At 71.0% G+C, this 22,745-nt stretch carries 26 protein-coding genes; 18 read left to right on the forward strand and 8 right to left on the reverse strand.

Annotated elements, in window-relative coordinates:
* The 4 genes from ACFXGX_RS32820 to ACFXGX_RS32835 all read right to left on the reverse strand — a co-directional run.
* The coding region (locus ACFXGX_RS32820) for an ATP-binding protein (protein ID WP_384798522.1) at positions 1 to 1,536 on the reverse strand (1,536 nt) is incomplete at its 3' end.
* The gene (locus tag ACFXGX_RS32825) at positions 1,536 to 2,267 is read right to left on the reverse strand and encodes a response regulator transcription factor (protein ID WP_384798525.1); all 732 of its coding nucleotides are present in this window, start codon (positions 2,265 to 2,267) and stop codon (positions 1,536 to 1,538) included. The genes ACFXGX_RS32825 and ACFXGX_RS32820, both read right to left, overlap by 1 nt.
* A gap of 79 nt (positions 2,268 to 2,346) precedes the next feature.
* Positions 2,347 to 2,526, reverse strand: a complete 180-nt coding sequence (locus ACFXGX_RS32830; protein WP_384798528.1) for a hypothetical protein — start codon at positions 2,524 to 2,526, stop codon at positions 2,347 to 2,349.
* A 13-nt stretch (positions 2,527 to 2,539) separates the two neighbouring features.
* Positions 2,540 to 3,796 carry a S1C family serine protease gene (locus ACFXGX_RS32835; protein WP_384798530.1) on the reverse strand — a complete coding sequence of 419 codons (1,257 nt, stop codon included), beginning with the start codon at positions 3,794 to 3,796 and terminating at the stop codon, positions 2,540 to 2,542.
* A gap of 469 nt (positions 3,797 to 4,265) precedes the next feature.
* On the opposite strand from ACFXGX_RS32835, the gene ACFXGX_RS32840 reads away from it, so the two are divergent.
* A complete protein-coding gene (locus ACFXGX_RS32840; RefSeq protein WP_384798533.1) occupies positions 4,266 to 6,023 on the forward strand; it encodes a trypsin-like serine protease in 1,758 nt (585 codons plus the stop codon).
* A gap of 214 nt (positions 6,024 to 6,237) precedes the next feature.
* Here the strand turns inward: ACFXGX_RS32840 and ACFXGX_RS32845 are convergent, their stop codons facing one another.
* Both ACFXGX_RS32845 and ACFXGX_RS32850 read right to left on the reverse strand, forming a co-directional pair.
* Positions 6,238 to 7,260, reverse strand: a complete 1,023-nt coding sequence (locus ACFXGX_RS32845) for a LacI family DNA-binding transcriptional regulator (protein WP_384798536.1) — start codon at positions 7,258 to 7,260, stop codon at positions 6,238 to 6,240.
* Between the two features lie 23 nt (positions 7,261 to 7,283).
* On the reverse strand, positions 7,284 to 8,102 hold the full coding sequence (locus ACFXGX_RS32850) for a response regulator transcription factor (RefSeq protein WP_384798539.1): 819 nt from the start codon (positions 8,100 to 8,102) through the stop codon (positions 7,284 to 7,286).
* A gap of 252 nt (positions 8,103 to 8,354) precedes the next feature.
* On the opposite strand from ACFXGX_RS32850, the gene ACFXGX_RS32855 reads away from it, so the two are divergent.
* The 9 genes from ACFXGX_RS32855 (at position 8,355) to ACFXGX_RS32895 (ending at position 14,214) form a co-directional block, all read left to right on the forward strand.
* Complete coding sequence (locus tag ACFXGX_RS32855; protein WP_384798542.1) at positions 8,355 to 9,239, forward strand: alpha/beta hydrolase family protein; 885 nt, start codon at positions 8,355 to 8,357, stop codon at positions 9,237 to 9,239.
* Positions 9,240 to 9,304: 65 nt separating this feature from the next.
* Positions 9,305 to 9,559, forward strand: coding sequence for a MoaD/ThiS family protein (locus tag ACFXGX_RS32860; RefSeq protein ID WP_355759864.1), 255 nt, complete (start codon positions 9,305 to 9,307; stop codon positions 9,557 to 9,559).
* Between the two features lie 8 nt (positions 9,560 to 9,567).
* Positions 9,568 to 10,737, forward strand: coding sequence for a hypothetical protein (locus ACFXGX_RS32865; protein ID WP_384798546.1), 1,170 nt, complete (start codon positions 9,568 to 9,570; stop codon positions 10,735 to 10,737).
* Positions 10,738 to 10,906: 169 nt separating this feature from the next.
* Positions 10,907 to 11,650 (forward strand): DUF2993 domain-containing protein, encoded by a 744-nt coding sequence (locus tag ACFXGX_RS32870; RefSeq protein WP_384798549.1) that lies wholly within the window; start codon positions 10,907 to 10,909, stop codon positions 11,648 to 11,650.
* A 317-nt stretch (positions 11,651 to 11,967) separates the two neighbouring features.
* Complete coding sequence (locus ACFXGX_RS32875; protein ID WP_350310325.1) at positions 11,968 to 12,048, forward strand: putative leader peptide; 81 nt, start codon at positions 11,968 to 11,970, stop codon at positions 12,046 to 12,048.
* Positions 12,049 to 12,196: 148 nt separating this feature from the next.
* The gene (locus tag ACFXGX_RS32880) at positions 12,197 to 13,042 is read left to right on the forward strand and encodes a sulfurtransferase (protein WP_384798552.1); all 846 of its coding nucleotides are present in this window, start codon (positions 12,197 to 12,199) and stop codon (positions 13,040 to 13,042) included.
* A 30-nt stretch (positions 13,043 to 13,072) separates the two neighbouring features.
* Positions 13,073 to 13,360: a DUF1416 domain-containing protein gene (locus tag ACFXGX_RS32885; RefSeq protein ID WP_054232391.1), complete on the forward strand. Its 288-nt coding sequence runs from the start codon at positions 13,073 to 13,075 to the stop codon at positions 13,358 to 13,360.
* Positions 13,361 to 13,520: 160 nt separating this feature from the next.
* Positions 13,521 to 13,784: a DUF3099 domain-containing protein gene (locus ACFXGX_RS32890; RefSeq protein WP_384798555.1), complete on the forward strand. Its 264-nt coding sequence runs from the start codon at positions 13,521 to 13,523 to the stop codon at positions 13,782 to 13,784.
* A 34-nt stretch (positions 13,785 to 13,818) separates the two neighbouring features.
* A complete protein-coding gene (locus tag ACFXGX_RS32895) occupies positions 13,819 to 14,214 on the forward strand; it encodes a VOC family protein (RefSeq protein ID WP_384798557.1) in 396 nt (131 codons plus the stop codon).
* Here the strand turns inward: ACFXGX_RS32895 and ACFXGX_RS32900 are convergent.
* Complete coding sequence (locus ACFXGX_RS32900) at positions 14,208 to 14,570, reverse strand: DsrE family protein (RefSeq protein ID WP_384798560.1); 363 nt, start codon at positions 14,568 to 14,570, stop codon at positions 14,208 to 14,210. The two genes, ACFXGX_RS32895 and ACFXGX_RS32900, sit on opposite strands and share 7 nt — an antisense overlap.
* 155 nt (positions 14,571 to 14,725) lie before the next feature.
* Between ACFXGX_RS32900 and ACFXGX_RS32905 the strand changes: the two genes are divergently transcribed.
* The 6 genes from ACFXGX_RS32905 to ACFXGX_RS32930 all read left to right on the forward strand — a co-directional run bounded on the left by ACFXGX_RS32905 (position 14,726) and on the right by ACFXGX_RS32930 (position 19,998).
* A complete protein-coding gene (locus tag ACFXGX_RS32905) occupies positions 14,726 to 15,493 on the forward strand; it encodes a hypothetical protein (protein ID WP_384798563.1) in 768 nt (255 codons plus the stop codon).
* Positions 15,490 to 16,572 (forward strand): hypothetical protein, encoded by a 1,083-nt coding sequence (locus ACFXGX_RS32910; RefSeq protein ID WP_384798566.1) that lies wholly within the window; start codon positions 15,490 to 15,492, stop codon positions 16,570 to 16,572. The genes ACFXGX_RS32905 and ACFXGX_RS32910 overlap by 4 nt, the downstream gene beginning before the upstream one ends.
* Before the next feature lie 266 nt (positions 16,573 to 16,838).
* Entirely contained in the window at positions 16,839 to 17,648 is an 810-nt protein-coding gene (locus ACFXGX_RS32915) for a hypothetical protein (RefSeq protein ID WP_384798569.1), read from the forward strand.
* A 263-nt stretch (positions 17,649 to 17,911) separates the two neighbouring features.
* A complete protein-coding gene (locus ACFXGX_RS32920) occupies positions 17,912 to 18,487 on the forward strand; it encodes an FABP family protein (RefSeq protein WP_384798572.1) in 576 nt (191 codons plus the stop codon).
* A gap of 76 nt (positions 18,488 to 18,563) precedes the next feature.
* Positions 18,564 to 18,989: a Fur family transcriptional regulator gene (locus ACFXGX_RS32925; protein ID WP_355759844.1), complete on the forward strand. Its 426-nt coding sequence runs from the start codon at positions 18,564 to 18,566 to the stop codon at positions 18,987 to 18,989.
* A gap of 43 nt (positions 18,990 to 19,032) precedes the next feature.
* A complete protein-coding gene (locus ACFXGX_RS32930; RefSeq protein WP_384798576.1) occupies positions 19,033 to 19,998 on the forward strand; it encodes a YgfZ/GcvT domain-containing protein in 966 nt (321 codons plus the stop codon).
* A 3-nt stretch (positions 19,999 to 20,001) separates the two neighbouring features.
* Here the strand turns inward: ACFXGX_RS32930 and dtd are convergent, their stop codons facing one another.
* Positions 20,002 to 20,427 carry a D-aminoacyl-tRNA deacylase gene (gene dtd / locus ACFXGX_RS32935; protein ID WP_384798579.1) on the reverse strand — a complete coding sequence of 142 codons (426 nt, stop codon included), beginning with the start codon at positions 20,425 to 20,427 and terminating at the stop codon, positions 20,002 to 20,004.
* Positions 20,428 to 20,621: 194 nt separating this feature from the next.
* Between dtd and ACFXGX_RS32940 the strand changes: the two genes are divergently transcribed.
* Together ACFXGX_RS32940 and ACFXGX_RS32945 are read left to right on the forward strand one after the other, a co-directional pair.
* Positions 20,622 to 21,275 (forward strand): AmfC protein, encoded by a 654-nt coding sequence (locus ACFXGX_RS32940; protein ID WP_384798582.1) that lies wholly within the window; start codon positions 20,622 to 20,624, stop codon positions 21,273 to 21,275.
* A 145-nt stretch (positions 21,276 to 21,420) separates the two neighbouring features.
* The gene (locus ACFXGX_RS32945) at positions 21,421 to 22,560 is read left to right on the forward strand and encodes an asparaginase (protein ID WP_384798585.1); all 1,140 of its coding nucleotides are present in this window, start codon (positions 21,421 to 21,423) and stop codon (positions 22,558 to 22,560) included.
* Positions 22,561 to 22,745: the final 185 nt, after the last annotated feature.

Genomic DNA, 22,745 nt, shown 5'->3' on the forward strand with positions numbered 1-22,745 from the left:
CCCGCCCGCCCCCCCGCCCCCCGGCCCGCCGGCGGCGCGCGCCACCCCCCCGCGTCTGGGCGCCGCGCAGACCGTGTCGGGCGGGGCCGTCGGCGCTCCCGGGAGCCGGACGGCCGCGATCGTGCCGCCGCCGTCGGCGGGGCTCAGCGTCACCTCGCCGCCGCACTGCTGGACCGTGCGGGCAACGATGGACAGGCCGAGACCCGAGCCGGGAAGGGCCCGCGCGTCCGGCGAACGCCAGAAGCGGTCGAAGACGTGCGGGAGTTCGTCACCGGGGATGCCGGGGCCGTGGTCGCGCACGGTCAGCTCGCCGTCCTTCAGCCGGACGTCGATCGTGCCGCCCGCTGGGCTGAACTTCACCGCGTTGTCGAGGATGTTCACGATCGCCCGCTCCAGGGCGGAGGGCTCCGCCCGGACGAACCAGGGCTCCAGATCGGCGGTGATCGTCAGCTCCGGGCCGCGCAGCCGGGCCCTGCGCAGGGCCGCTTCCGCGGTGTCCTGGAGGGACACGACCTCCACCCGGTCGGCCGTGTGTCCCGCGTCCGAGCGGGAGAGCGTCTGAAGATCGCCGATCAGCGCCGCCAGCTCGGTCATCTGCGCCGTCACGGAGGCGAGCAGCGCCTTGCGGTCCGCCGGGGGGATCGGGCGGCCGATCTCCTCGCTCCGGGTGAGGAGTTCGATGTTCGTCCGCAGGGAGGTGAGAGGCGTCCGCAGCTCGTGCCCGGCGTCCGCGATGAGCTGCTGCTGCACCTCGCGTGAGCTCGCGAGGGAGGCGGTCATCGAGTTGAAGGAACGGGAGAGCCGGGCGATCTCGTCGTCGCTCTCCTCGTCGACGGGGATGCGGATGGTGAGGTCCTCGGTGCGGGCCACGTGCTCCACGGCGTCCGTGAGCTCGTCGACCGGACGCAGCCCGGCCCGCGCGACCCAGAGCCCGGCTGCTCCGGCGCCCACGACTCCGATGCCGCCGACGAGCAGGAGCACCAGGGCCAGTTCGTTGAGGGTGGCGTTGGTGCCCTTGAGGGGGACGGCGTACATGGTCGCGGCGTTCTTGACGAGCGTCGTCGTCCCGTCCAGATTGGCGATGGTCAGCGGGACCGTGAGCACCCGCACCGGGTTGCCCTTGGTGTCGCTGCCGTCGCGGAAGGTGCCGTGGCCCTGGACCGGGTTCTTGGCGAGGGCGGTGTCCCCCCCGGCGATCTCGATCTTCCCGGGTGAGATGGAGGCGACACAGACCTGGCCGTCCGCGGTGACCACCTGGAGGTAGGACTCGAACTGGGCCCGGAATCCTCCGGCGTCAGGCGGTGCCTGGCCGGACGGGGCGTTCGGGGTGCTGGTGCAGTTCTGGATGGTGTTGGAGATGTTCCTGCCCTGGGGGCGGGTCGCCGAGGACTGCAACTGGTTGTTCAGCTCGCCGTACAGCTTCCCCTGGACGATGAACCAGCACGTCACCGAGACCGCCGCCACCGCGAACGCCACCGCCGCCGCCACCAGCAGGGCCAGCCGCGAGCGCAGCGGCAGCGTTTTGAAGCGTCGCATCACTCCGCGCCGCCGGACCGCAGAACGTACCCCACGCCCCGCACCGTGTGGACCAGGCGCGGTTCGCCGCCGGCCTCCGTCTTGCGGCGCAGGTACATGACGTAGACGTCGAGGGAGTTCGACGACGGTTCGAAGTCGAAGCCCCAGACGGCCTTCAGGATCTGCTCGCGGGTGAGGACCTGGCGCGGGTGGGCCAGGAACATCTCCAGCAGGGTGAACTCGGTGCGGGTCAGCTCCACCGGGCGTCCCGCACGGGTGACCTCGCGCGTCGACAGGTCCATACGCAGGTCGCCGAAGATCAGCGCGTCGTCCTCGACGACCGCGCCCGCGGATGCCGCGTACGAGCTGCGCCGCAGCAACGCGCGGATGCGGGCGAAGAGTTCGTCGAGCTCGAAGGGCTTGACGAGGTAGTCGTCCGCCCCGGCGTCCAGCCCGGTGACGCGGTCGCCGACCGTGTCCCGGGCCGTCAGCATGAGGATGGGCGTGGTGGTGCCCGCGCCGCGCATCCGGCGGGCCGCGGTGAGGCCGTCCATGCGCGGCATCTGGATGTCGAGGACGACCAGGTCGGGCTGGTAGGCCGTCGCCTTCTCCAGGGCGTCCGCGCCGTCGACCGCGACCTCGGTGTCGTACCCCTCGAAGGCGAGGCTGCGCTTGAGTGCGTCGCGCACGGCCGGCTCGTCGTCGACGATCAGGATGCGCTGGGTGTCACGGTCGCCTTCGGCGGAGCTCATGGGCGTCGGGTTCCTCGGGTGGTATGAGTGGTGATCCGGTGCTTTCAGCCTTGCACGTTCCTGGCCGCGCCGGAATGGATCAGCTTCGTACGGTGCGGCGGCGGGCGGAGGTCCGGCCCCGGGCGGGCCGGGACACGGCGGGGGCCAGTTCGGGCGCGCGCCGGACGGACGGGTGCAGTTCACGGGCGACCGCCAGGGCGAGGCCGAGTGCGGCCGCGTCTCCCGCGGCGGTGGTGTGCTGGACACTCTTGATCATCATGGCGACCTCCTGGCTAGCTGTCGGAACCGCCGGCCCGCAGGGTGGCGAGGTCGGACTTGACGGTGTTGATCGGGATGGCGAAGCCGAGGCCGACGCTGCCCGCGCTCGACGAGGAGGACGAGGAGTCCGAAGCGGCCGAGTACATCGCGGAGTTGATGCCGACGATGTTGCCGTTCATGTCGATGAGGGCGCCGCCCGAGTTGCCCGGGTTGAGCGAGGCGTCGGTCTGCAGGGCCTTGTACGTCGTCGTGGAGGAGCCGGTGTCGCCGTTGAACTGCCGGCCGCCGAACTCGAACGGCCACTGGCCGTTGCCGCTGCCGTCCTGCTGTTGCTGCTGGCCCTGGCCCTCGTCGGTGGAGACGGTCACGTCCCGGTCGAGGGCGGAGACGATGCCGCTGGTGACGGTGCCGGTCAGGCCCTCGGGGGAGCCGATCGCGACGACCTGGTCGCCGACCTGGACGCCGTCGGAGTTGCCGAGTGTCGCGGGCTTCAGGCCGGACGGCGCGTTGTCCAGCTTGATCAGCGCGAGGTCCTTCTTGCTGTCGGTGCCCACCACGCTGGCGGTGTACGACTTGCCGTTGTCGAGCTGCACCTTGATCTGGGAGGCGCCCGAGACGACGTGGTTGTTGGTGATGATCTCGCCGCCGGTCGTGATGATCACGCCCGAGCCGGTGGACGAGCCCGCGTTCGAGGTCGCGCCGATCTCGACGATGCTCGGGCTGACCGCCTTGGCGACGCCGGAGACCGTGCCGCGCTGGCTGGTGGGCACCACGTTGGTGCTGGTGGTGCTGGAGGTGGCGACGGTGTCGTTGCCGGTCAGCTCCTGGAAGGCGTACGCGGTGCCGCCGCCGATCGCCGCGGCGACGATCGCCACGGCGGCGAGCAGAGCGAACGGACCCTTGGCGCGCCGCTTGCCGGCCGGGCTCGCGGGGGGCTCGGTGTGACCGGGGGCCACGGTGGCGAATGCGGCGGTCGTGCCGGCGAGGTCGTGCTCGGGGTAGCCGGCGTACGGGCCGGCGGCGTGACCCCCGCCCCCGCCACCGCCACCGCCACCGTCACCGTCACCGTGGCCGGAGCCGGAGCCGGAGCCGGAGCCCGGCCACACCGTGGTGCCCGGCTCGACGTGGACCGGCCCGGCCGGGTCGTAGGCCGGGGGCGGAGGCCACTCGGGGTTCACGGGGGAGGAGGCGTGCGACTGCTGCTCCGGGTACGCGGACCCGTGGTGGTCGCCCTGGGGGTACTCGCCGCTACGGCGGAAGCTCTCGGTCATGAAAAAAGACTGTCCCCCGATCATGAGAGCTCCCTGAGTGGCCCCTGAGAAGCCCGACAGAACCTCGTATGCCCGATATAAAGACGCTTTCTGCGAGTCGCTTGAGTGGCCCCTGCGGGTGCCTTGAGAACTGTCTGTGAGTGCTCGACCGATGCCTCCGCCGGCGTCCGCGCCGTGCTTCCGGCGTGTACCCGGCCGCGCACCGTGCGTGGTTCCGTCGCCCTCCGGCAAACGGCGGGTTGCGCACCGGTGTTGTCCCGGAACGCCGGGGGCGAACACTTATCCGGCCCCTGTGAAGGCCGTGTGCCGAGAGATCGGTGAGGCCTACGATTCCCGGGCCGGAGGGGGGCTCCGCGGTTACGCCCGATGTCGATGCAAGCGATTGCCGTCGACGGTCGGGCCGGTGCGTCGTACGCCCTTCTCGGGCCACTGACGAGAAGCCACACGCACCCATACCCAGGAGTCCTTAGTGATACCTGCTCTGCGCGCCCGTTGGAGACGCCCCGCCACGGCGTTGCCGACGGCCGCCCTCGCGCTGGCGCTGACCTGCGCCGGCGCCATCGCGGCACAGCCCGCCTCCGCGGCCGGTGACCCGGCCGGACTGCCCGACGCGAGCGTCGCCCAGTCCACCGCGGCGCCCGCGCCGACCGCCTCCGACAAGGAGCTGCGCCACCGCGTCGTCGAGGCCGCCAAGACCCAGGCGACCCCCGGCACGGCGCCCAAGAAGACGCCGTTCATCATCGGCGGCAGCGAGACCACGATCTCCTCCGCGCCGTGGATGGTCCAGCTCTCCTACTACGACAGTGCGGCGGGGACCGGCTACTTCTGCGGCGGCACCCTCGTCGCCCCGAACAAGGTCCTGACGGCGGCCCACTGCGTCGCGGGTCTGGACTGGACGGACAACGGCGCGGTCGTCGCCGGTGCCACCGGTCTGCTGGACGACACCAACGGCACCGTCGCGGGCGTCTACCGCCAGTGGAACCACCCGCACTTCGACGGCTCGACCCTCCAGAACGACGTCGCGGTCCTCACCCTGGACCGTCCGCTGGAGCAGCAGTGGGCGAAGCTGGTGGCCGCGGGCGACAGCGCCTCGTACAAGACCGGCAACTCCGCCACCGTCTACGGCTGGGGCCTGACCTCGGGCGCCGCGGACGCCGACCTGTCGGCGAACCTGCGCAAGGTCACCCTGCCGCTGGTGTCGGACTCGACCTGCAACAGCGCGATGAACACCGTCCTCGGCGAGGACGACTTCATCGAGGGCTCCATGTTCTGCGCGGGCACCCCGGCGACCGGTGTCGACGAGGGCACCAAGAGCCCGTGCAACGGTGACTCCGGCGGCCCGGTGATGTTCGGCGGCAAGATCATCGGCATCGTCTCGTGGGGTGTCTCGGGGTGCACCGCCAAGGGTGCCTACCCGGTGTTCACCAAGGTGTCCTCGTACACCTGGGCGGCCCAGCCCCGCATCGACGACGCCGACCTCACGTTCGACGGCCGTGCCGACCTGCTGGAGCGCACGCCCTCCGGCGGTCTGTTCGAGCAGGACAGCAAGGGCACCTCGCTCACCGCGCGCGCCTACCTGGGCAACGGCTGGCAGAACGCGAGCTGGGTCCTCCAGGCCGATCTGGACCGGGACTTCTACCAGGACCTGATCATGCGGGACAAGGGCGACGGCAAGCTCTACCGCAGCTACATGAACCACAGCTCGGGCGAGTTCGAGTGGATGCAGATCAGTTCGGTGTGGGGCGGCTACAAGTCGTACGCCATCCCCGGCGACCTGACCGGTGACGCCCGCCCCGACCTGGTCGCGGTGGACGCGGACGGATCGGCCTACCTCTACCCGGGCAAGGGCACCGGCCAGTTCTACGGCCGCGTCAAGATCGTCGACAGGGCGTGGAAGAACGTCAAGATCTTCGGTCACGGCGACCTGTCCGGCGACGGCCGCGCCGACCTGCTGGTCCGCAACAGCTCGGGCGTCCTGTACCTCTACCGGGGCACGCAGGTCGAGAAGACCCCGTTCTCGGCGCGCATCCAGGCTCGTACGGGCTGGAACTTCACTTCGTACGTGGCCAACGGCGATGTGACCGGTGACGGTATCGCGGACGTCGTCGCCCGCGACTCGGGCGGCACGCTCTGGCTCTACCCGGGCACCAACAAGGCCTCCAGCAGCCTCTTCGGTACCCGCAAGAGCCTCGGCACCGGCTTCAACCAGTACAACCTGCTGTTCTAGGCCCTCCCGGCCCGTATCGGCACACAGAGATCCCCGCGTCCCTCAGGGCGCGGGGATCTTCGTCGTCCGGGGGGAAGGCGCGTGGGGCGGTCCGGGCCGCCGGGGGCCGTGGCTGCTCGCAGCCGCCGCCCAGGGCCAGGCTGCTCGCAGCGGCAGGACTGCGGTACCAGCGGGGGGCTGCTCGCAGCCGCAGGACTGCCGTACCCGCAAGCGGCTACTCGCAGCCGCAGGACTGCCGTAGCACCAGGCGCGAGGGGAACAGCTTCAGCCGCTCGCGGCGGGAGCCGGGCACCCGCAGCCCGTCGTCCAGGACGAGGTCCACGGCCGCGCGGGCCATCGCCGAGCGGTCCGATGCGATCGTTGTCAGAGGAGGGTCGGTCAGGCCCGCTTCCTTGACGTCGTCGAACCCGGCGACCGCGAGCTGTCCCGGCACGTCGATGCGCAGCTCGCGCGCGGCGCGCAGGACACCGATCGCCTGGTCGTCCGTGGAGCAGAAGATGGCCGGCGGCCGGTGCGGTCCGGCGAGCAGTTCGAGGCCGACCTTGTAGGCGTCGTAGCGGTTGTACGGGGCCTCGAAGAGGCGTCCCTCGGTCGGCTTGCCGGCCTCCTGCATGGCGCGCCGCCAGCCCTCGACGTGGTCGGAGACGGGGTCGCCGACGGCGGGGGTCTCGGCCGTTCCGCCGAGACAGGCCACGTACTCGTAGCCGTGCTCCAGGAGGTGCCGGGTGGCGAGCTGGGCGCCCCCTATGTCGTCGGTGACGACGGCGACGTCGTCGATCGCCTCGGGGCGCTCGTGCAGGAGCACCACGCGGGCGTCCCAGGCGTCGATCTCGGCGGCCGCGTGGTCGTTCAGCGCGTGGCTGACGAGGATCAGTCCGGAGACCCGCATGCCGAGGAAGGCCCGCAGATAGTGGACCTCGCGCTCGGCGATGTAGTCGGAGTTGCCGACCAGGACCATTTTCCCGCGCTCGGCGGCGGCCTGTTCGACGGCGTGCGCCATCTCCCCGAAGAAGGGCTGGCGCGCGTCCGGCACGATCAGGCCTATGAGCTCCGTCCGCCGCGAGGCCATGGCCTGGGCGACCCGGTCGGGCCGGTACCCCAGCTCCTTGATCGCGGCGAGAACGCGCTCGCGCGTGGCCGGGGCAACCGGCCGGGGTCCGTTGTTGATGACATAACTGACGACGGCGGTGGAAGTACCCGCCAGCCGCGCCACATCATCCCTAGTCACCTTGGCCACGCGCGGAGTCTACGCGGATGGACCTACCTCTGGGCAGGGCGTACGGCAGCTTCCTGGGGCTGCGCGGCGGCCTGCGTGGGAGCGGTCCCGTCCGGGCGCGCCGTCTCGTCCGCATCATCCGGCTTTGGCTGGGCCGCCTTGGCCTTCGCGGTGTCCGTGGCGCGCTCCACCTTCTCCGGGGTAACGAATCGGTAACCGACGTTCCGGACGGTTCCGATCAGCGACTCGTGCTCGGGCCCGAGCTTCGCGCGCAGACGCCGTACGTGCACGTCGACCGTGCGCGTACCGCCGAAGTAGTCGTAGCCCCAGACCTCCTGGAGGAGCTGGGCGCGGGTGAAGACGCGGCCCGGGTGCTGCGCGAGGTACTTCAGGAGTTCGAACTCCTTGAAGGTGAGGTCGAGGACCCGGCCCTTGAGCTTGGCGCTGTAGGTCGCCTCGTCCACGGAGAGATCGCCGTTGCGGATCTCCATCGGGGAGTCGTCGTTGACGATCTGCTGGCGGCCCATCGCGAGCCGCAGGCGCGCCTCGACCTCGGCGGGACCCGCCGTGTCGAGCAGGACGTCGTCGATGCCCCAGTCGGCCGTGACGGCGGCGAGGCCGCCCTCGGTCACGACGAGGACGAGCGGACAGCCGGGTCCCGTGGAGCGCAGCAACTGGCACAGGCTGCGGACCTGGGGGAGGTCACGTCGTCCGTCGATCAGGATGACGTCGGCACCAGGGGTGTCGACGAGGGCCGGGCCTTCCGCCGGAGCCACGCGCACGTTGTGCAGCAGCAGGCCGAGAGCGGGAAGCACCTCCGTCGACGGCTGAAGGGCGTTGGTCAGGAGCAGCAGAGAACTCATCGAGCCTCACCCACTCGGGTCGTCCTGCCTTCGTGCACGGTTCGCTCGCCCATAACGTCTGGTTCCTCCTCGGTCCCTGCGAGGACGTTTGCGGCACTGCCCTGTACATGCGGCTCCCGCGCCTCCGGGATCCGCCGCGCCTTCGCGGCCCGTACACCTGCGGTTTCCCGCTTCGTATACAACGCTTCTGAAAGCACAAAAGGACCCGGGGGCTACTCTGCCCGAGTCCTCATGCCCAGCAGAATAGCCCACATGAGCCCAGGTCCGGCAGGTCACATGACGCGTTCGTTCAAGAGTCCACGCCTTGAGACGGTTCCGCGCACCCCTCTGCGGAGGTTTCTGCGTACGGCCGACGGGGTGGACATCGACGCGGCCTACGACCCCGGAACGGAGTCGTCCGGTGACCTTGCGTTCATCGTCGCACACGGATTCACGGGCGATCTGGACCGTCCGCACGTCCGCCGGGCGGCCGGCGTCCTCGCCCGCGGCGGGGCGGTGGTCACCTTCTCCTTCCGCGGTCACGGCGGATCGGGCGGCCGTTCCACCGTCGGTGACCGCGAGGTCCTCGATCTGGCGGCGGCCGTCACCTGGGCGCGTGAACTCGGGCACACCAGGATCGTGACGGTCGGCTTCTCGATGGGCGGCTCGGTGGTGCTGCGGCACGCGGCGCTCTACGGGGAGAACGGCCCCGGGGCCGCGGGTGGTGGACAGGCGGCGGCGCGGGAGCGCGAGGAACGCGCGGAGGCGCGTACGGACGCGGTGGTGTCGGTGAGCGCGCCGGCCCGCTGGTACTACCGGGGTACGGCGCCCATGCGGCGGGTGCACTGGCTGGTGACCCGTCCGGAGGGCCGGATCGTGGGCCGGGTCGGTCTGCGGACCCGGATCCACCACCGTGACTGGGATCCGGTGCCGGCGTCCCCGGTCGAGTGCGTCCCGCACATCGCGCCGACCCCGCTCCTCATCGTCCACGGCGACCGGGACGGCTACTTCCCGGTCGACCACCCGCGCATGCTGGTCGAGGCGTCGGGCGGGCACGCCGAACTGTGGCTGGAGCACGGCATGGGCCACGCGGAGAACGCCGCCCCCGACGACCTGCTCACCCGCATCCGCGACTGGTCCGCCACCCACGCGGGCTAGCCTGGCGGGGTTCACGCAAACAGGTGCGCGGACACCACACACCAGATCGCTGATTGAGGAACGAGATGGCAAAGGGCACGGTGCGTTACTGGGCCGCCGCCAAGGCCGCTGCAGGCGTCGGCGACGAGCCGTACGACGCCGGCACGCTCGCCGAGGCACTCGACGCGGCCCGCGAACGGCACCCCGGCGAATTCGTCCACGTCCTGCGGCGATGCTCGTTCCTGATCGACGGTGATCCCGTGGGGACCCGCGGGCATGAGACGGTACGGCTGGCCGAGGGCGGCACGGTCGAGGTGCTCCCGCCGTTCGCAGGAGGGTGAGCGAGACGATGAGCAACCAGCCGTACGAGGGTCGCCGCGAGGCGTACGACCCCTATCAGCAAGCACAGCAGCAGCAGTCCCAGGAGCCTCAGCAGCACGCCGACTGGCCGCAGCACACCCAGCAGTGGGAGGGGCGGACCTGGGAGACGCAGGCGCAGGCGCCGGTCCAGGAGGCCGACACCTCGTACCCGCAGGGGTACCAGAGCTACGGCGAGCCCCAGGGGTACGGCGGCGCCGCGGGGGCGACCCTGCCGCCCGAGGCCCCGGCGCAGCCGTGGAACCCGGCCCACGCGCCGGCCGCCGATGGCCCGGGAGACCCCTCCCGCCCAGGCGGGAGGCCGGGTGACGGCGGGACCCCGCCCGAGAGCGCGAGCGAGACCGACGTCGCCTACGGGCCCGCCACGGTCACCGGCCAGAGCCGGATCACCGACGCGCAGCGTGCCCGCGCCGAGGGACGGTCGCCGATCATCGAGCCCGGGATCCAGCCGGCCGCGCTGACCGCGCTGCTCGCGCTGCTGCTCTCCGGGACGGCGGCGATCGGGGAGTACGCGCTCGTCGTACCGCTCGTCCTGCTCCAGGCCGTCACCGCGGCGGGCTGGTTCCGGCTGAACGGGATGTGGCCCGCCCGGCAGGGCATCGCGCTGGCGTTCCTGGGCGCGGTGACCGCCGACGTGGCGCTGCTCGCCGCCGGCCGGGAGAACGCGCCCGCCGCGATCCTCGGCACCCTCGGCGTGTGGGTCCTGCTGACCCTGGTGCTCCAGCTCCGCAGCCACGCCGATCCGGACACCCGCATGTACGGCCTGATGGCGACCGTCGTCTCCGCGGCGCTGGCGATCATCGCGACCGGTCATCTGGCGGCCGAGCCGGACGCCGTCACGGTGGGCGCGGCCGCGGTCGCCGCGGCGATCCTGGCCCGCGCGCTGCCGTTGCCCACGGCGGCCTCCGTCGTCGTCGCCCTGCTGGCCGCCACCGGCGCCGGCATCGCGGTCGGCGGGATGACGGACCTGGGCACGCAGGGCGCCTTCCTCGGCCTCGGCGCGGGCGTCTGCGCGCTGATCGGCCACCGGGTGGCGAGCTACGACTACCCCTCTCGCTTCGTCCACTTCACCGCGGGCGTGGCGCTGCCGCTGGCCGCCGCCGCCCCGGCGGTCTACCTGCTGGGCCGCGCTCTGGGCTGACCGGCCCGCCGGGCGGCCGGGCGCGGTCCTCGGGCCGCGCCGATTCGTCACAGGTGATCGACAACTACCTTGAAGGGCCCCCGAATCGGGGGCCCTTCGGGGTTAGGCTCGCGTTCGGTGGCCACTCGGCCTTCCAGACGGGGCCGTCCCAGGTAGGGGAACAACGAGCATGCGCGCACTGCGAATATCCCTGGTTCTGTTAGTCGTTCTCGGCGGGCTGTTCGTACTCGTCGACCGGGTGGCGGTCTGGTTCGCGGAGGACGAGGCGGCGGGCCGCATCAAGAGCAGCGAGGGCCTCGCGTCCACCCCCGACGTGTCCATCGGGGGCTTTCCGTTCCTCACGCAGGTCGCCTCGGGTGAACTCGACGACGTGAAGGTCGGCATCAAGAACTACGAGGCGTCGACGGGCGGCACGGGCTCCTCCGCGGGCACGATCCGCATCGACGACCTCAACGCCGAGATGCACGGCGTCGCCTTCAGCGGTGACTACAGCTCCGCCACCGCCGGCAGCGCCACCGGCAGCGCGTCGATCTCGTACGCCGAACTGCTGAAGGCCGCCAAGCCCGAGCCCCTGGACGTCGGGTTCGGCATCAAGACCCAGGTCATGGGCCTCTCCGACGGCGGCAACGGCAAGGTCAAGGTCGCCGTCGAGGTGACCGTCCCCGGCTCCAAGGCGTCCAAGACGCTCTCCGTGCTCAGCTCCGTGTCCGTCTCCGGCGACACCGTGAAGGTGCACGCCGATTCCCTGCCCAAGCTGGGTGTCCAGCTCGCCGAGGGCCGGATCCGCTCGATCACCGACTTCGAGCAGAAGATCGAGCAGCTGCCCGGCGGGATCAAGCTCGACAAGGTCGAGGCGGCCCACGACGGCGTCGAGGTCGCGGTGAAGGGTTCGGACGTCCGGCTGGTCGGGTAGAGGCCGGACCGGAGGTGGGTGGAAGGCCCGGCCGGAGGGCGGAAAAGGCTCCACCGACAGGCGGAAGGCCTGGCCGGAGGGCGGCTGAAAAGGGCGACCGGACCGGTGGCGGGGCCCACCGGAAGGGATCGCTGTCCGAAAGGCGAGACGACCCCGTCCGTACCGCAGATGGGCAGCCGGGACGGGGACCGGCGGGCCCTCCGGAATCCGTGCGGGACGGGCTTCGACGACGTGTTCGTATCACAGTGCGGACGATCGCGTCTCAGCATCCGACACACCGGTGACATGCCCGCCTGTCCGTCCCTACGATCGGACCCATGAAGCGACAGGCGGATCTCACGAAGCGGCGGGCAGTAGACCTGTGCCGCGTCGCCGCCATGCTCTGTCGCACCTTCTGAGCGGAAGCGTTCCCGTCTTCCGCGAGCCGGGCCCCTGGACCCCTCTTGTCCGGGCCACCATTGCGCCGCGCAGCCCTCACCGGCATGCAGCACCGCGCAGCCTCTCCATCGCACCACCCCGCCGCAACTGCCCCGGAGGAGAACGAGCATGAGCCGCAGCGACGTCCTGGTAGACGCCGATTGGGTCCAGGACCACCTGGACGACCCGAACGTGGCGGTCGTCGAGGTCGACGAGGACACGTCGGCGTACGAGAAGAACCACATCAAGAACGCGATCCGGATCGACTGGACCAAGGACCTCCAGGACCCGGTCCGCCGTGACTTCATCGACGAGGAGGGCTTCGAGAAGCTCCTCTCGGCCAAGGGCATCGGCAACGACACGCTGGTCGTCCTCTACGGCGGCAACAACAACTGGTTCGCGTCCTACGCCTACTGGTACTTCAAGCTCTACGGCCACGAGAACGTGAAGCTGCTCGACGGCGGCCGCAAGAAGTGGGAGCTCGACTCCCGCGACCTGGTCGACGGCTCGCAGGTTCCCGACCGCACCGCCACCGCGTACAAGGCCAAGGCCCAGAACAAGGCCATCCGCGCCTTCCGTGACGACGTCGTCGCCGCGATCGGCTCGCAGAACCTGGTCGACGTCCGGTCGCCCGACGAGTTCAGCGGCAAGCTGCTCGCCCCGGCGCACCTGCCGCAGGAGCAGTCGCAGCGTCCGGGCCACGTCCCGAGCGCCCGCAACATCCCGTGGTCGAAGAACGCCAACGACGACGGCACCTTCAAGTCGGACGACGAGCTCAAGGAGCTCTACGCCGCCGAGCAGGTCGACCTCGCCAAGGACACGATCGCCTACTGCCGCATCGGTGAGCGTTCCGCGCTCACCTGGTTCGTGCTGCACGAGCTCCTCGGTGTGCAGAACGTCAAGAACTACGACGGCTCGTGGACCGAGTACGGCTCCCTCGTCGGCGTGCCGATCGAGCTCGGCGCCAACAAGTAATCCCCAAGGCCTGAAGGACGGAATCGAAATATGTGTGGAGCGAAGGCCGGCGGCCCCGACGCCTCGACGATCAAGCCCGGTGAGACCACGATCCAGGGTCAGGTGACCCGCGACGGAGAGCCGGTGACGGGCTACGTCCGTCTGCTGGACTCGACGGGCGAGTTCACGGCGGAGGTCCCCACCTCCGCGACGGGCCAGTTCCGCTTCTACGCGGCCGAGGGCACCTGGACCGTCCGCGCGCTGGTGCCCGGTGGCACCGCCGACCGTACGGTCGTCGCCCAGACGGGCGGCCTCGCCGAGGTCGCGATCGCCGTCTGAACGGCGGACCGCCGTCGATGACGGCAGTCGACTGAACGGCCGAAGGGCCGCACCCCCGGGGGTTGGACGCTTACCGGATCGGGGTGCGGCCCTTCGGCTTGCCCGCTCCCCGGCCCGCCGGCACTGCGCCGGACGGGTTGTCCGGGCCTACGCTGGTGGTATGTACGCGCGCAGGCGTCGTCTGTATTTCGCCATGATGGGGACGTGCATCGTGCTGTTCGTCCTCGCCTGGGCGGTCGTACGGCTGTGGTCGGTTCCCGCGGCCGTCGCCATGTGCGTGGTGGCCATGCTGATTCCGCCGGTGGCCGCGATGGTGGCCAACCGGCGGGGGCCCGAGGACCGATGGTGGGACGACCCGTCCGGGGACCCGAAGTCCGACGAGTGGTGGGACGAGCTGGACGGCAAGAAACGGCGGCAGCCGTGAACCGAAGGCAGCGGTAGGAGCGGAAAAGGCGTCTATGTCGCGTACGAGGTTGTCCACCGTGGTGCTCGACGCACCCGACGCCCATGAACTCGCCGACTTCTACCGGAGGCTGCTCGGGTACGAGGTGCGGTCGGAGGAGCCCGACTGGGTGCTCATCGGCCCGCTCTTCGACGGGATCGCTCTCGCCTTCGAGACCGAGCCGCTCTACACACCGCCGGTGTGGCCCGCGGGCCCCGGCGACCAGCGGATGATGCTCCATCTCGACATCGAGGTCGACGACCTGGCCGAGGAGACCGCCCGCGCCGTGGAACAGGGCGCCCGGCTCGCCGAACAGCAGCCCCAGGAGGACGTACGGGTGCTGTTCGACCCGGCGGGCCACCCCTTCTGTCTCTGGGTGGACACGCGCACGCGGCGCCGACGAGGTCAGTAGACCAGCGCCTGCGTCCCGTCCGTCATCGCCTCCTGCACGAACACCTGCGCACCCGCGATCCGTACGCCCTCCAGGACGTCCTTCTCCATGATGTCGCGCCGGGCCGCGCACTGGGTGCACAGGGTGATGCGCCCGGCCGCCAGGATCGAGTCGATCAGATCGGGCAGCGGTGCCGCGTGCGGCAGCTCGAACTCGGCGGCGCGGCCCGGCAGCGCGAACCAGGAGGACTCGCCGGTCAGCCAGAGGGAGACCTCGACGCCACTGGCCACGGCCACCGCGGCGACGGTGAACGCCTGTGAGCAGCGCTCCGGGGCGTCGGCCCCCGCCGTCACCTTGATCACGAGCTTGTTCGCCATGGCCGCCATCGTAGTCCGAATCGTGATCAACGCCGGTGCAACCCCGTGTGTAGGCCATGGGTCTCCTGTGCGCGGATATGGAATCCGTGCTTCACCTTCTGTGGGGGGACGTCTTGGTAGTACCCGAAGAATCCGAAACACCGGAAAGACCGAGCGTGTCCGACGACGCGCCGATTGTCGATCCCGGTACGACGCCGGAGGCTCCGTCAGGGCCCAGGCCCCGTCGGCGCGGTCGTACGACTCTGCTCATCGCCACGGCCGCCGTGCTCGGTCTCGTCGCCGGTACCTGCGCCGGATTCCTGGTCCAGGCCCACCGTGAGCCGACCCGGCTGCCTTCGCTGTCACAGCCGGTGCTGACCCGGGCGAAGGGCCCCGGCCCCGAACCCCTGTCCGCCGCCCAGGATCACCGTGTCAGGACGAACGGCGACCTCCGCAAGCTGCTGATCAGCCGGCCGAAGGGCACGAAGGAAGCCCACTGGGCGGACAACGACGGCTGGCTGGACCTGACGGACTACGCGGAGTCCTACGAGAAGCCGGCCAACGTCTTCCCCGACCTCATCAGCGACGAGTTCCGTCGCGCGGCGGTCGTCGGCTGGGACCAGGGCAGCACGTCCACCGTGGAGATCCGCCTGGTGCAGTTCCGCCAGGAGGAGACCCTGAAGGCCGCCGAGTACGCCGAGAACGGCTACTACTGGGCGGAGAAGGAGGGCGGCACCCGCAGTTGGTCCCTCCCCGGCACCGCGGACGGCATGGCGTACGTCCACACGCGTCCCGACTCGAAGCCGGGCTATCTCCCCCTGTACTCGGCGGAGGCGCACGCCTGGCGCGGTGACATCGCCATGGAGGTCTGGGTCTACGACACCAGGCCGATCTCCAAGGGCAGGATCATGGATCTGGCCAAGCGGCAGGTGGGACGACTGTGAGCGAGAACCCGACCGAGAACCCCGCAGAGGTCGCCGCCGAGGGCGTCACCGGGAATCCTGTGGAGACCCCCGCCGAAGCCCGCGCGGAGGGCGTCATCGGGAATCCTGTGGAGACCCCCGCCGAGGGCGTCACCGGGAACCCTGCCGAGGCCCCCGTCGCTCCCCCCGCCGAGGATCTCACCGAGACCCCCGCCGAAGCCCGCGCGGAGGGCGTCACCGGGAACCCCGCCGAAGCCCCCGCATCGAGCCCCGGCCCTGCTCAGAGCGGCGCCGAGTCCTCCGGTGAGGCCGCCGACGTGGCCGCCGGCGAGGCCGTCGCGCCCAGGAAGCGGAAGCGGCTGCGTCCCGGCCGTATCGCCGCCGTCTCCGGTGCCGTCCTGCTCGTCGCCGCCGTCATCGGCGGGGTCGGCTGGACCTCCGTGACCGTGGACGCCGCCGACCGCGATCCCGGGAAGCCCACCTGGCGCTTCCCGAAGCCCGTGAAGGACAAGGACGAGGAGGCGAAGTCCGCCAAGGGCCTCGCCGGCATGCTCCTGCCCTACGGCGAGGCCTACACGCGTGGTCCCGATCTCGGCGAGTTCGGCAACGACGCCGAACTGAACGGACGTCAGGCCACCGCGCTGCGCAAGGAGTCCTTCCGCGACCTGCCCCGCACCCAGCGGCGGCGGCTGGAGAAGGAGATCGACGAAGAGCACATCAAGGGTGTGGTCATGCGCAGTTACGCGAGCGCTGACTCGTACGCGATCTACAAGAAGCAGACCTTCACCGCGAGCGTCACGCTGTCCCAGATGGAGAACCAGCGGACCGTGCGGGACATCTCGAGGTCGCAGAACGAGATGCTCGACTCGCTCGGCATCTTCCGCAAGGGCCCGAAGATCGAGGGCTACAAGAACGCCGGGTGCTTCCTGCCGCCCAAGGACAAGACCGAGAAGCTCGACATCATGTTCTGCTCCGCGTACGTGGGAGACGTCCTGGTGAGCGCCACCGTTTCCGGCATCAAGCCGCTCGACGGCCCGACCGTCACGCGCTTCCTGGCCGCCCAGCTCGACCGGATCACGGACCCGGGGGAGGCCGTATGACCGAGAACCTTGCCACGCCGGACGTTTCGGGGACGGCCACGGAAGCGGCTCCCGAGGCGCCCGTGGCCACCGCACCGGAGGCAGCCGTGGAAACAGCACGGGAAGTCGCTGCGGAAGCTGCGCCGGAAGCACCCGTGGAAACAGTGCCGGAAGCAGCGGTGGAAGCTGCGCCGGAAGCATCCGTGGAAGCTGTGCCGGAAGCCGCAGTGGGTACAGCACCGGAAGCCGCAGCGGAAGCAGCAGCGGAAGCCGCACCGGAAGCAGCCGTGGACGCGACGGCCGAACCGCTCCCGGCGGCACCCCGGGTCAAGAAGGATCGCCGCATCCTTCGCGCCGTGCTGCGCTGGACCGCGGCCACCGTGGTGTTCGCGACGGTCGGCGCGGCCGTCGCGTACGGCATCACGGAGATGCGGCGCACCGATGTCCCGGGCCTCGCCACCGCGTCCGACGGGCGCTGGAACTACCCCGAGATCCAGTTGCCCCCGCTCCCGTCGGGCAGCCCGAGGCCCTTCGCCGAGGCGAACCCGGCGAACGTCCACTACGCCGACCTGCGCAAGCTCCTGCTGCCCGTTCCCGAGGGCGCGAAGGCCGACAAGGACCTGCGCGGTACGGACGGCTGGCTGGCGAGGGCGGACTTCCTCGACGCGTACGCCTCGAAGGACGACCGCGATCACGTCGGCCGGCTGCTGACCGACTACGCCCTGCGGCACATCGCCGCCCGGGGCTGGACCACCCCGGACGGCACCCACACCCGGATCTATCTGCTCCGGTTCGACTCCGCCGCGATCGTCGACTCGCTCCAGCAGGACGAGCTCACGAGCTGGGACAGCCCGAACTTCGCGCTGCGAGACGCGGCCGACGTGCACAGCGACGGGAGTCTCCCGCAGTCCACCCAGGTCGAGAACGTCCCCCACTACGCCTACGAGGAAGCCAAGCCGTACGGCGCCGAGCAGGTCAGGCAGGCGTACCTGGTGGCCGGGGACACCCTCGCCCTGGTCGTGCAGTCCCGCAAGGGCGGTGCGCCGAAGATCCCCTTCCAGCAGACGGTCGTTCTGCAGAGCCAGCTCCTCGGCTGAGCGTGACGGGTCCGGCAGGGCCCACCTGGAAGAGAGGGCCGGGCCCCAGCCGCGTAAGCTGGGGCCCGGCCTTTGTGTACTCCCCCATCTCGGCTGTGCCCGAGCGGGGACCCCGTTCCGCTCACCGAGGAGCACCCGCGTGGAGATCTTCTTCGAAACCCTGCTGGCCCTGGTCTGCGTCGGCGTGCTCGCCTTCGCCGCGCTGACCGTGAAGAAGCTGTACCAGGGCCAGCGCTGACCCCCACCAAGGAACTGTTCAGCTCATGATCGAGATCCCATCGGACCTCCACAAGGACCTGGTCCCCCTTGTCTTCCTGCTCGGCGACTGGGCCGGAGTCGGTGTCCACGACTTCCCCGGCTCCGAGAAGTGCAACTTCGGGCAGGAGGTCAGCTTCACGCACGACGGGCGGGACTTCCTCGAGTACCGCTCGCACAGTTGGGTGCTCGACGAGAACGGCGAGAAGGTCCGGCCGCTGGAGACGGAGACCGGCTTCTGGCGCGTCGACGCCGACCGCAAGGTCGAGGTCGTGATGACCCGCGACGACGGCGTCGTCGAGATCTGGTACGGCGAGCTGGCCGACAAGAAGCCGCAGATCGACCTGGTCACCGACGCCGTGGCCCGTACGGCCGCCGCCGGCCCCTACAGCGGCGGCAAGCGTCTCTACGGCTACGTGAACAGCGACCTCATGTGGGTCGGCGAGAAGCAGACCCCCGAGGTCGAGCTGCGCCCCTACATGTCCGGGCACCTGAAGAAGGTCGTCACCCCGGAGGACGTCGAGCGCTGGGCCAAGGCCCTGCCCGACGACATGCCGGACGACGGGATCGCCTTCTTCAAGTAGGACCCCGCCGCGCGCTCCCGGGCCGCCCTGCCGTTCCCCAGGGCGGCGTCCCCGGGAATGGTCCTAGACTTCCAGTGTGGTGAGCACCGACTGGAAGAGCGACCTCAGGCAGCGCGGCTACCGGCTGACGCCTCAGCGCCAGCTTGTCCTCGAAGCAGTGGACACCCTGGAGCACGCGACCCCCGACGACATCCTCGGCGAAGTGAGGAAGACGGCGTCGGGGGTCAACATTTCCACGGTCTACCGGACCCTGGAGCTCCTGGAGGAGCTCGGGCTGGTCAGCCACGCCCACCTGGGACACGGCGCGCCGACCTACCACCTGGCCGACCGGCACCACCACATCCACCTCGTCTGCCGCGACTGCTCGAACGTCATCGAGGCCGATGTCTCCGTCGCCGCCGAGTTCACCGCCAAGCTCCGGGAATCCTTCGGCTTCGAGACGGAGATGAAGCACTTCGCCATCTTCGGCCGCTGCAAGGACTGCCAGGACCTGCAGAAGTGACAGAAATAAAATCGGCGACCGCGCGGTCGTAGTGTGTATGTCCATGAAGAGTTCCCTCCTGTCCCTGCCCGGCGCCGTTCCCGCCGAGGGCGTGGACGAAGGCGTCGCCGCCCACTACGGCGACCTGTTCCGTGAGCAGCGCACCCTCGCCGACGGCGTCGGCTTCGTGGACCTCTCGCACCGCGGTGTCGTCACCGTCACCGGGGACGACCGGCTGGCCTGGCTGCACCTGCTGCTCACCCAGCACGTCACCGACCTCCCGGCCGGCCAGGCCACCGAGGCGCTGATCCTCTCCGCGAACGGCCACATCGAGCACGCGCTGTACCTCGTCGACGACGGCACGACGGTGTGGATGCACGCGGAGCCCGATACCCAGGACGCGCTGGTCGCCTACCTGGAGTCGATGAAGTTCTTCTACCGGGTCGAAGTCGCCGACCGCACCGCCGACTTCGCGGTCGTCGAGCTGCCGGCCGGTTCGATCGCCGAGGCCCCCGAGGGCGTCGTCGTCCGCGAGACGCCGTACGGCCGTGAACTCTTCCTGCCGCGCGCGGACCTGGACTCCTGGGCGCAGAAGTCCGGACCGCCCGCCGGACTCCTCGCCCACGAGGCCCTGCGCGTCGAGCAGCACCGGCCCCGCCTCGGCTTCGAGACCGACCACCGCACCATCCCGCACGAGCTGGGCTGGATCGGTACCGCGGTGCACCTCCAGAAGGGCTGCTACCGCGGCCAGGAGACGGTCGCCCGCGTCCAGAACCTGGGCAAGCCCCCGCGCCGCCTGGTCTTCCTCCACCTCGACGGCAGCGAGGTCGTCCTGCCCCCGCACGGCACCGAGCTGCGCCTCGCGGGCGAGGACCCCGCCGGCCGCACGATCGGCTTCATCACCACATCCGTACGCCACCACGAACTCGGCCCGATCGCCCTGGCCCTCGTGAAGCGCAATGTGCCGGTGGACGCCCCGCTGATGGCGGACTCGACGGCGGCGGCGCAGGAGGTCGTGGTCGAGCCGTAGGGCTCACATCTCCAGAAGGACGGTGAACGGGCCGTCGTTCGTCAGGGAGACCCGCATCCGGGCGCCGAAGCGGCCCGTGGCCACGGTGGCGCCCAGGGCGCGGAGCTGGGTGACGACCTCGTCGACGAGGGGCTCGGCCGCATCGCCGGGGGCGGCCGCGTTCCAGGTGGGGCGGCGCCCCTTGCGGGCGTCGCCGTACAGCGTGAACTGGCTGATGACGAGCAGCGGCGCGTCGATGTCGGAGCAGGACCGTTCGTCGGCCAGCATCCGCAGCGACCAGAGCTTGCGGGCGAGTTGGGCCGCCTTCTCCTTGGTGTCCTCGTGGGTGACCCCGACGAGGACGCACAGGCCCTCGCCGCTGATCTCGCCGACCGTCCCGCCGTCCACGACGACGCTCGCGCCGTCCACTCTCTGCACCACCGCACGCATGCGGACCATGATGCCGTGTCATGGCTGCGTCGCGCGTTGCGGGCCCTTCGCGTGATTTTCCGGCGTAACCAACCCGCCATCTGGGGCTGATCGGGTCACTCGGTCACATAGCGGCCATCTGGGGTGGCACCATGCGGGGTGTTGCGGTCCGGCCGTTGGGCGGACCGCGCCGGTCGAGGGGACGGTAGAGGTACATGAGCACATCGAGGACCGGGCGGACCGGAGCCGTGTCATTGACCCGTACGAGCGCGCGGGCGGAGGCGATGACGGCCCGGACGCCGGTGCAGCGCACCGACAGCGGCCCGCTGGCGGCCGATCCGGCCCCGGCCGGCATCGTCGTGCTCCGCCTGCCCGAACTGCGGACACTGCGCCGGGACGCCCAGCGGGACGAGGCGGACCTCAGCTATGTCCGGCGGCTGCTCCAGGGACGTATCGACATCCTGCGCGCGGAACTCGCCCGCCGGGGGGAGCGCCGGATGCCCGCGTCGGCCTCCGGACACCTCTCGCCCGTGGACCGGGGGAAGCACTCCGTCGTCGAGCGGCTCTCGGAGATCCTCACGGACGCGCCGGCCCGGTACCGCTCCTCGGCCCGCCATGTGACCGTGGGAACGCCGCACGGCGAGGAGTACCGGGCACTGGCCGCCGACATGCTCGCCGAGGTGGAGCTGTCGGACCTGGAGGCCCGTACGGACGACGAGCTGGGCGCGGGGCTCGGCCGTCTCGTGCGGTACGAGCGGCAGGTCTCCCGGCGGCGCCAGCAGCTCCAGCGCACGGCCGACGATTGCAGCGCCGAGATCGCCCGCAGGTACCGTGAAGGGGAAGCACAAGTAGACGACCTGCTCATGTGACGTGGCGGCCCCGGCGATCCCGGAGCCGAGGGGCGCGCCGGCATCCAGGAGGCGCGCTTCCGCTCCGCGCGGGCGAGGGCGCCGTCCGGGGCACGACCCGGCCGCCGCCTTCCGAGCGGGTCCCCGTTCCGGAAGGCCACCGCCGATGTCCGCAGCTCCCCGCCAGCCCGAAGGCTCGCCCATATCCGACGGCTCGCCCATATCCGACGGCACCCGGGGTGTACCGGGTGAGCCCGGTGCACCGGGCGCCCCGAGCACACCCCGCACGGCTCGTACGCCCGGTACGGCTTCCGGCCCCGAGAGGACTCCCCGGTCCGGCGCGTCCGGTGCGACCGGCACGTCCGGGACGCTCCCGGTGCTCGCCGAGGTCGTGCGGTCCGGCTTCGTCGAGGGGCACCACCGCGGCAGTCTGGTCGTCCTGGCCGCGGACGGGACGGTCGAGCTGGCGCTCGGCGAGGTGACGGCACCGGTCTTCCCGCGCTCGTCGAACAAGCCCATGCAGGCGGCGGGCATCCTGCGCGCGGGCCTGGACCTGGCCGGGGAGCGCCTCGCCCTGGCCGCCGCGAGCCACTCCGGCGAGATCTTCCACCGTGACCTGGTCCAGAAGATGCTCGTCGAGCACGAGCTGGACGCCGGACAGCTCCAGTGCCCGCCGGACCTGCCGCTGGACCCCGTCGAGGCCGAGACCTACCTCGCCTCCGGTGCCGTCCGTGACCGGGTCACCATGAACTGCTCCGGCAAGCACACGGCGATGCTCGCGGTGTGCGCGCAGCGTGGCTGGTCCACCGAGTCCTACCTCGATCCCGGGCACCCCCTCCAGCAGCTCATCCACTCCGTGGTCGAGGAGGCCGCCGGGGAGCCCGTCGCGGCGGTCGGCACGGACGGCTGCGGGGCGCCACTGATGGCCATCACCCTCACGGGTCTCGCCCGCGCCTTCCGGTCCTTCGTCCTCGCGGCCCCCGGCTCCGCCGAACGCCGGGTGGCCGACGCCATGCGCGCCCACCCCGAGTACGTCGCCGGCACCCGGCGCCCCGACACCTGGCTGATGCGCGAGGTCCCGGGCGTCCTGTCCAAGATGGGCGCCGAAGCCGTCCAGGCGGTCGCGCTGCCCGACGGCCGCGCCCTCGCCTTCAAGATCGACGACGGCGGGACCCGTGCCCTGGGCCCCGTCCTCGCCCGCGGCCTGGACCTGCTGGGCGTGACGGGCCCGGTGGTGACACGGATCGGCGCCGCCCCCCTGCTGGGCGGGGGCCGCGAGGTGGGGGAGATCCGGGCAACGTTCTGACCCGGGATCGGGGCGGCCTTTTCCGACCGGGATCCGGGTGGGGACGGCCAGGACCGGCCGGGAGGGGCCGTGCGGAAATCCGCGCGACACCCCGGCCGGGGTCCGCCTAGCGTGGCTCCATGACCCCGCACGAAGCCCTCGCCGCCCAAGACGCCATGGATCCCGGAGATGCCGGAGACACCGGA

This window comes from Streptomyces sp. NPDC059371 (assembly GCF_042751995.1).
Lineage (GTDB): Bacteria > Actinomycetota > Actinomycetes > Streptomycetales > Streptomycetaceae > Streptomyces.

What these genes read in the sequence shown, in the direction of transcription:
- ACFXGX_RS32860 (WP_355759864.1), top strand. Translation starts at nt 9,305, where the DNA reads ATGGCAAAGGGCACGGTGCGTTACTGGGCCGCCGCCAAGGCCGCTGCA.
- ACFXGX_RS32865 (WP_384798546.1), top strand. Translation starts at nt 9,568, where the DNA reads ATGAGCAACCAGCCGTACGAGGGTCGCCGCGAGGCGTACGACCCCTAT.
- ACFXGX_RS32890 (WP_384798555.1), top strand. Translation starts at nt 13,521, where the DNA reads ATGTACGCGCGCAGGCGTCGTCTGTATTTCGCCATGATGGGGACGTGC.
- ACFXGX_RS32825 (WP_384798525.1), bottom strand. Translation starts at nt 2,267, where the DNA reads ATGAGCTCCGCCGAAGGCGACCGTGACACCCAGCGCATCCTGATCGTC.
- ACFXGX_RS32940 (WP_384798582.1), top strand. Translation starts at nt 20,622, where the DNA reads ATGAGCACATCGAGGACCGGGCGGACCGGAGCCGTGTCATTGACCCGT.
- ACFXGX_RS32835 (WP_384798530.1), bottom strand. Translation starts at nt 3,796, where the DNA reads ATGACCGAGAGCTTCCGCCGTAGCGGCGAGTACCCCCAGGGCGACCAC.
- ACFXGX_RS32920 (WP_384798572.1), top strand. Translation starts at nt 17,912, where the DNA reads ATGATCGAGATCCCATCGGACCTCCACAAGGACCTGGTCCCCCTTGTC.
- dtd (WP_384798579.1), bottom strand. Translation starts at nt 20,427, where the DNA reads ATGCGTGCGGTGGTGCAGAGAGTGGACGGCGCGAGCGTCGTCGTGGAC.
- ACFXGX_RS32875 (WP_350310325.1), top strand. Translation starts at nt 11,968, where the DNA reads ATGAAGCGACAGGCGGATCTCACGAAGCGGCGGGCAGTAGACCTGTGC.
- ACFXGX_RS32855 (WP_384798542.1), top strand. Translation starts at nt 8,355, where the DNA reads ATGAGCCCAGGTCCGGCAGGTCACATGACGCGTTCGTTCAAGAGTCCA.
- ACFXGX_RS32880 (WP_384798552.1), top strand. Translation starts at nt 12,197, where the DNA reads ATGAGCCGCAGCGACGTCCTGGTAGACGCCGATTGGGTCCAGGACCAC.
- ACFXGX_RS32895 (WP_384798557.1), top strand. Translation starts at nt 13,819, where the DNA reads ATGTCGCGTACGAGGTTGTCCACCGTGGTGCTCGACGCACCCGACGCC.
- ACFXGX_RS32945 (WP_384798585.1), top strand. Translation starts at nt 21,421, where the DNA reads ATGTCCGCAGCTCCCCGCCAGCCCGAAGGCTCGCCCATATCCGACGGC.
- ACFXGX_RS32930 (WP_384798576.1), top strand. Translation starts at nt 19,033, where the DNA reads ATGAAGAGTTCCCTCCTGTCCCTGCCCGGCGCCGTTCCCGCCGAGGGC.
- ACFXGX_RS32870 (WP_384798549.1), top strand. Translation starts at nt 10,907, where the DNA reads ATGCGCGCACTGCGAATATCCCTGGTTCTGTTAGTCGTTCTCGGCGGG.
- ACFXGX_RS32885 (WP_054232391.1), top strand. Translation starts at nt 13,073, where the DNA reads ATGTGTGGAGCGAAGGCCGGCGGCCCCGACGCCTCGACGATCAAGCCC.
- ACFXGX_RS32900 (WP_384798560.1), bottom strand. Translation starts at nt 14,570, where the DNA reads ATGGCGAACAAGCTCGTGATCAAGGTGACGGCGGGGGCCGACGCCCCG.
- ACFXGX_RS32830 (WP_384798528.1), bottom strand. Translation starts at nt 2,526, where the DNA reads ATGATGATCAAGAGTGTCCAGCACACCACCGCCGCGGGAGACGCGGCC.
- ACFXGX_RS32850 (WP_384798539.1), bottom strand. Translation starts at nt 8,102, where the DNA reads ATGAGTTCTCTGCTGCTCCTGACCAACGCCCTTCAGCCGTCGACGGAG.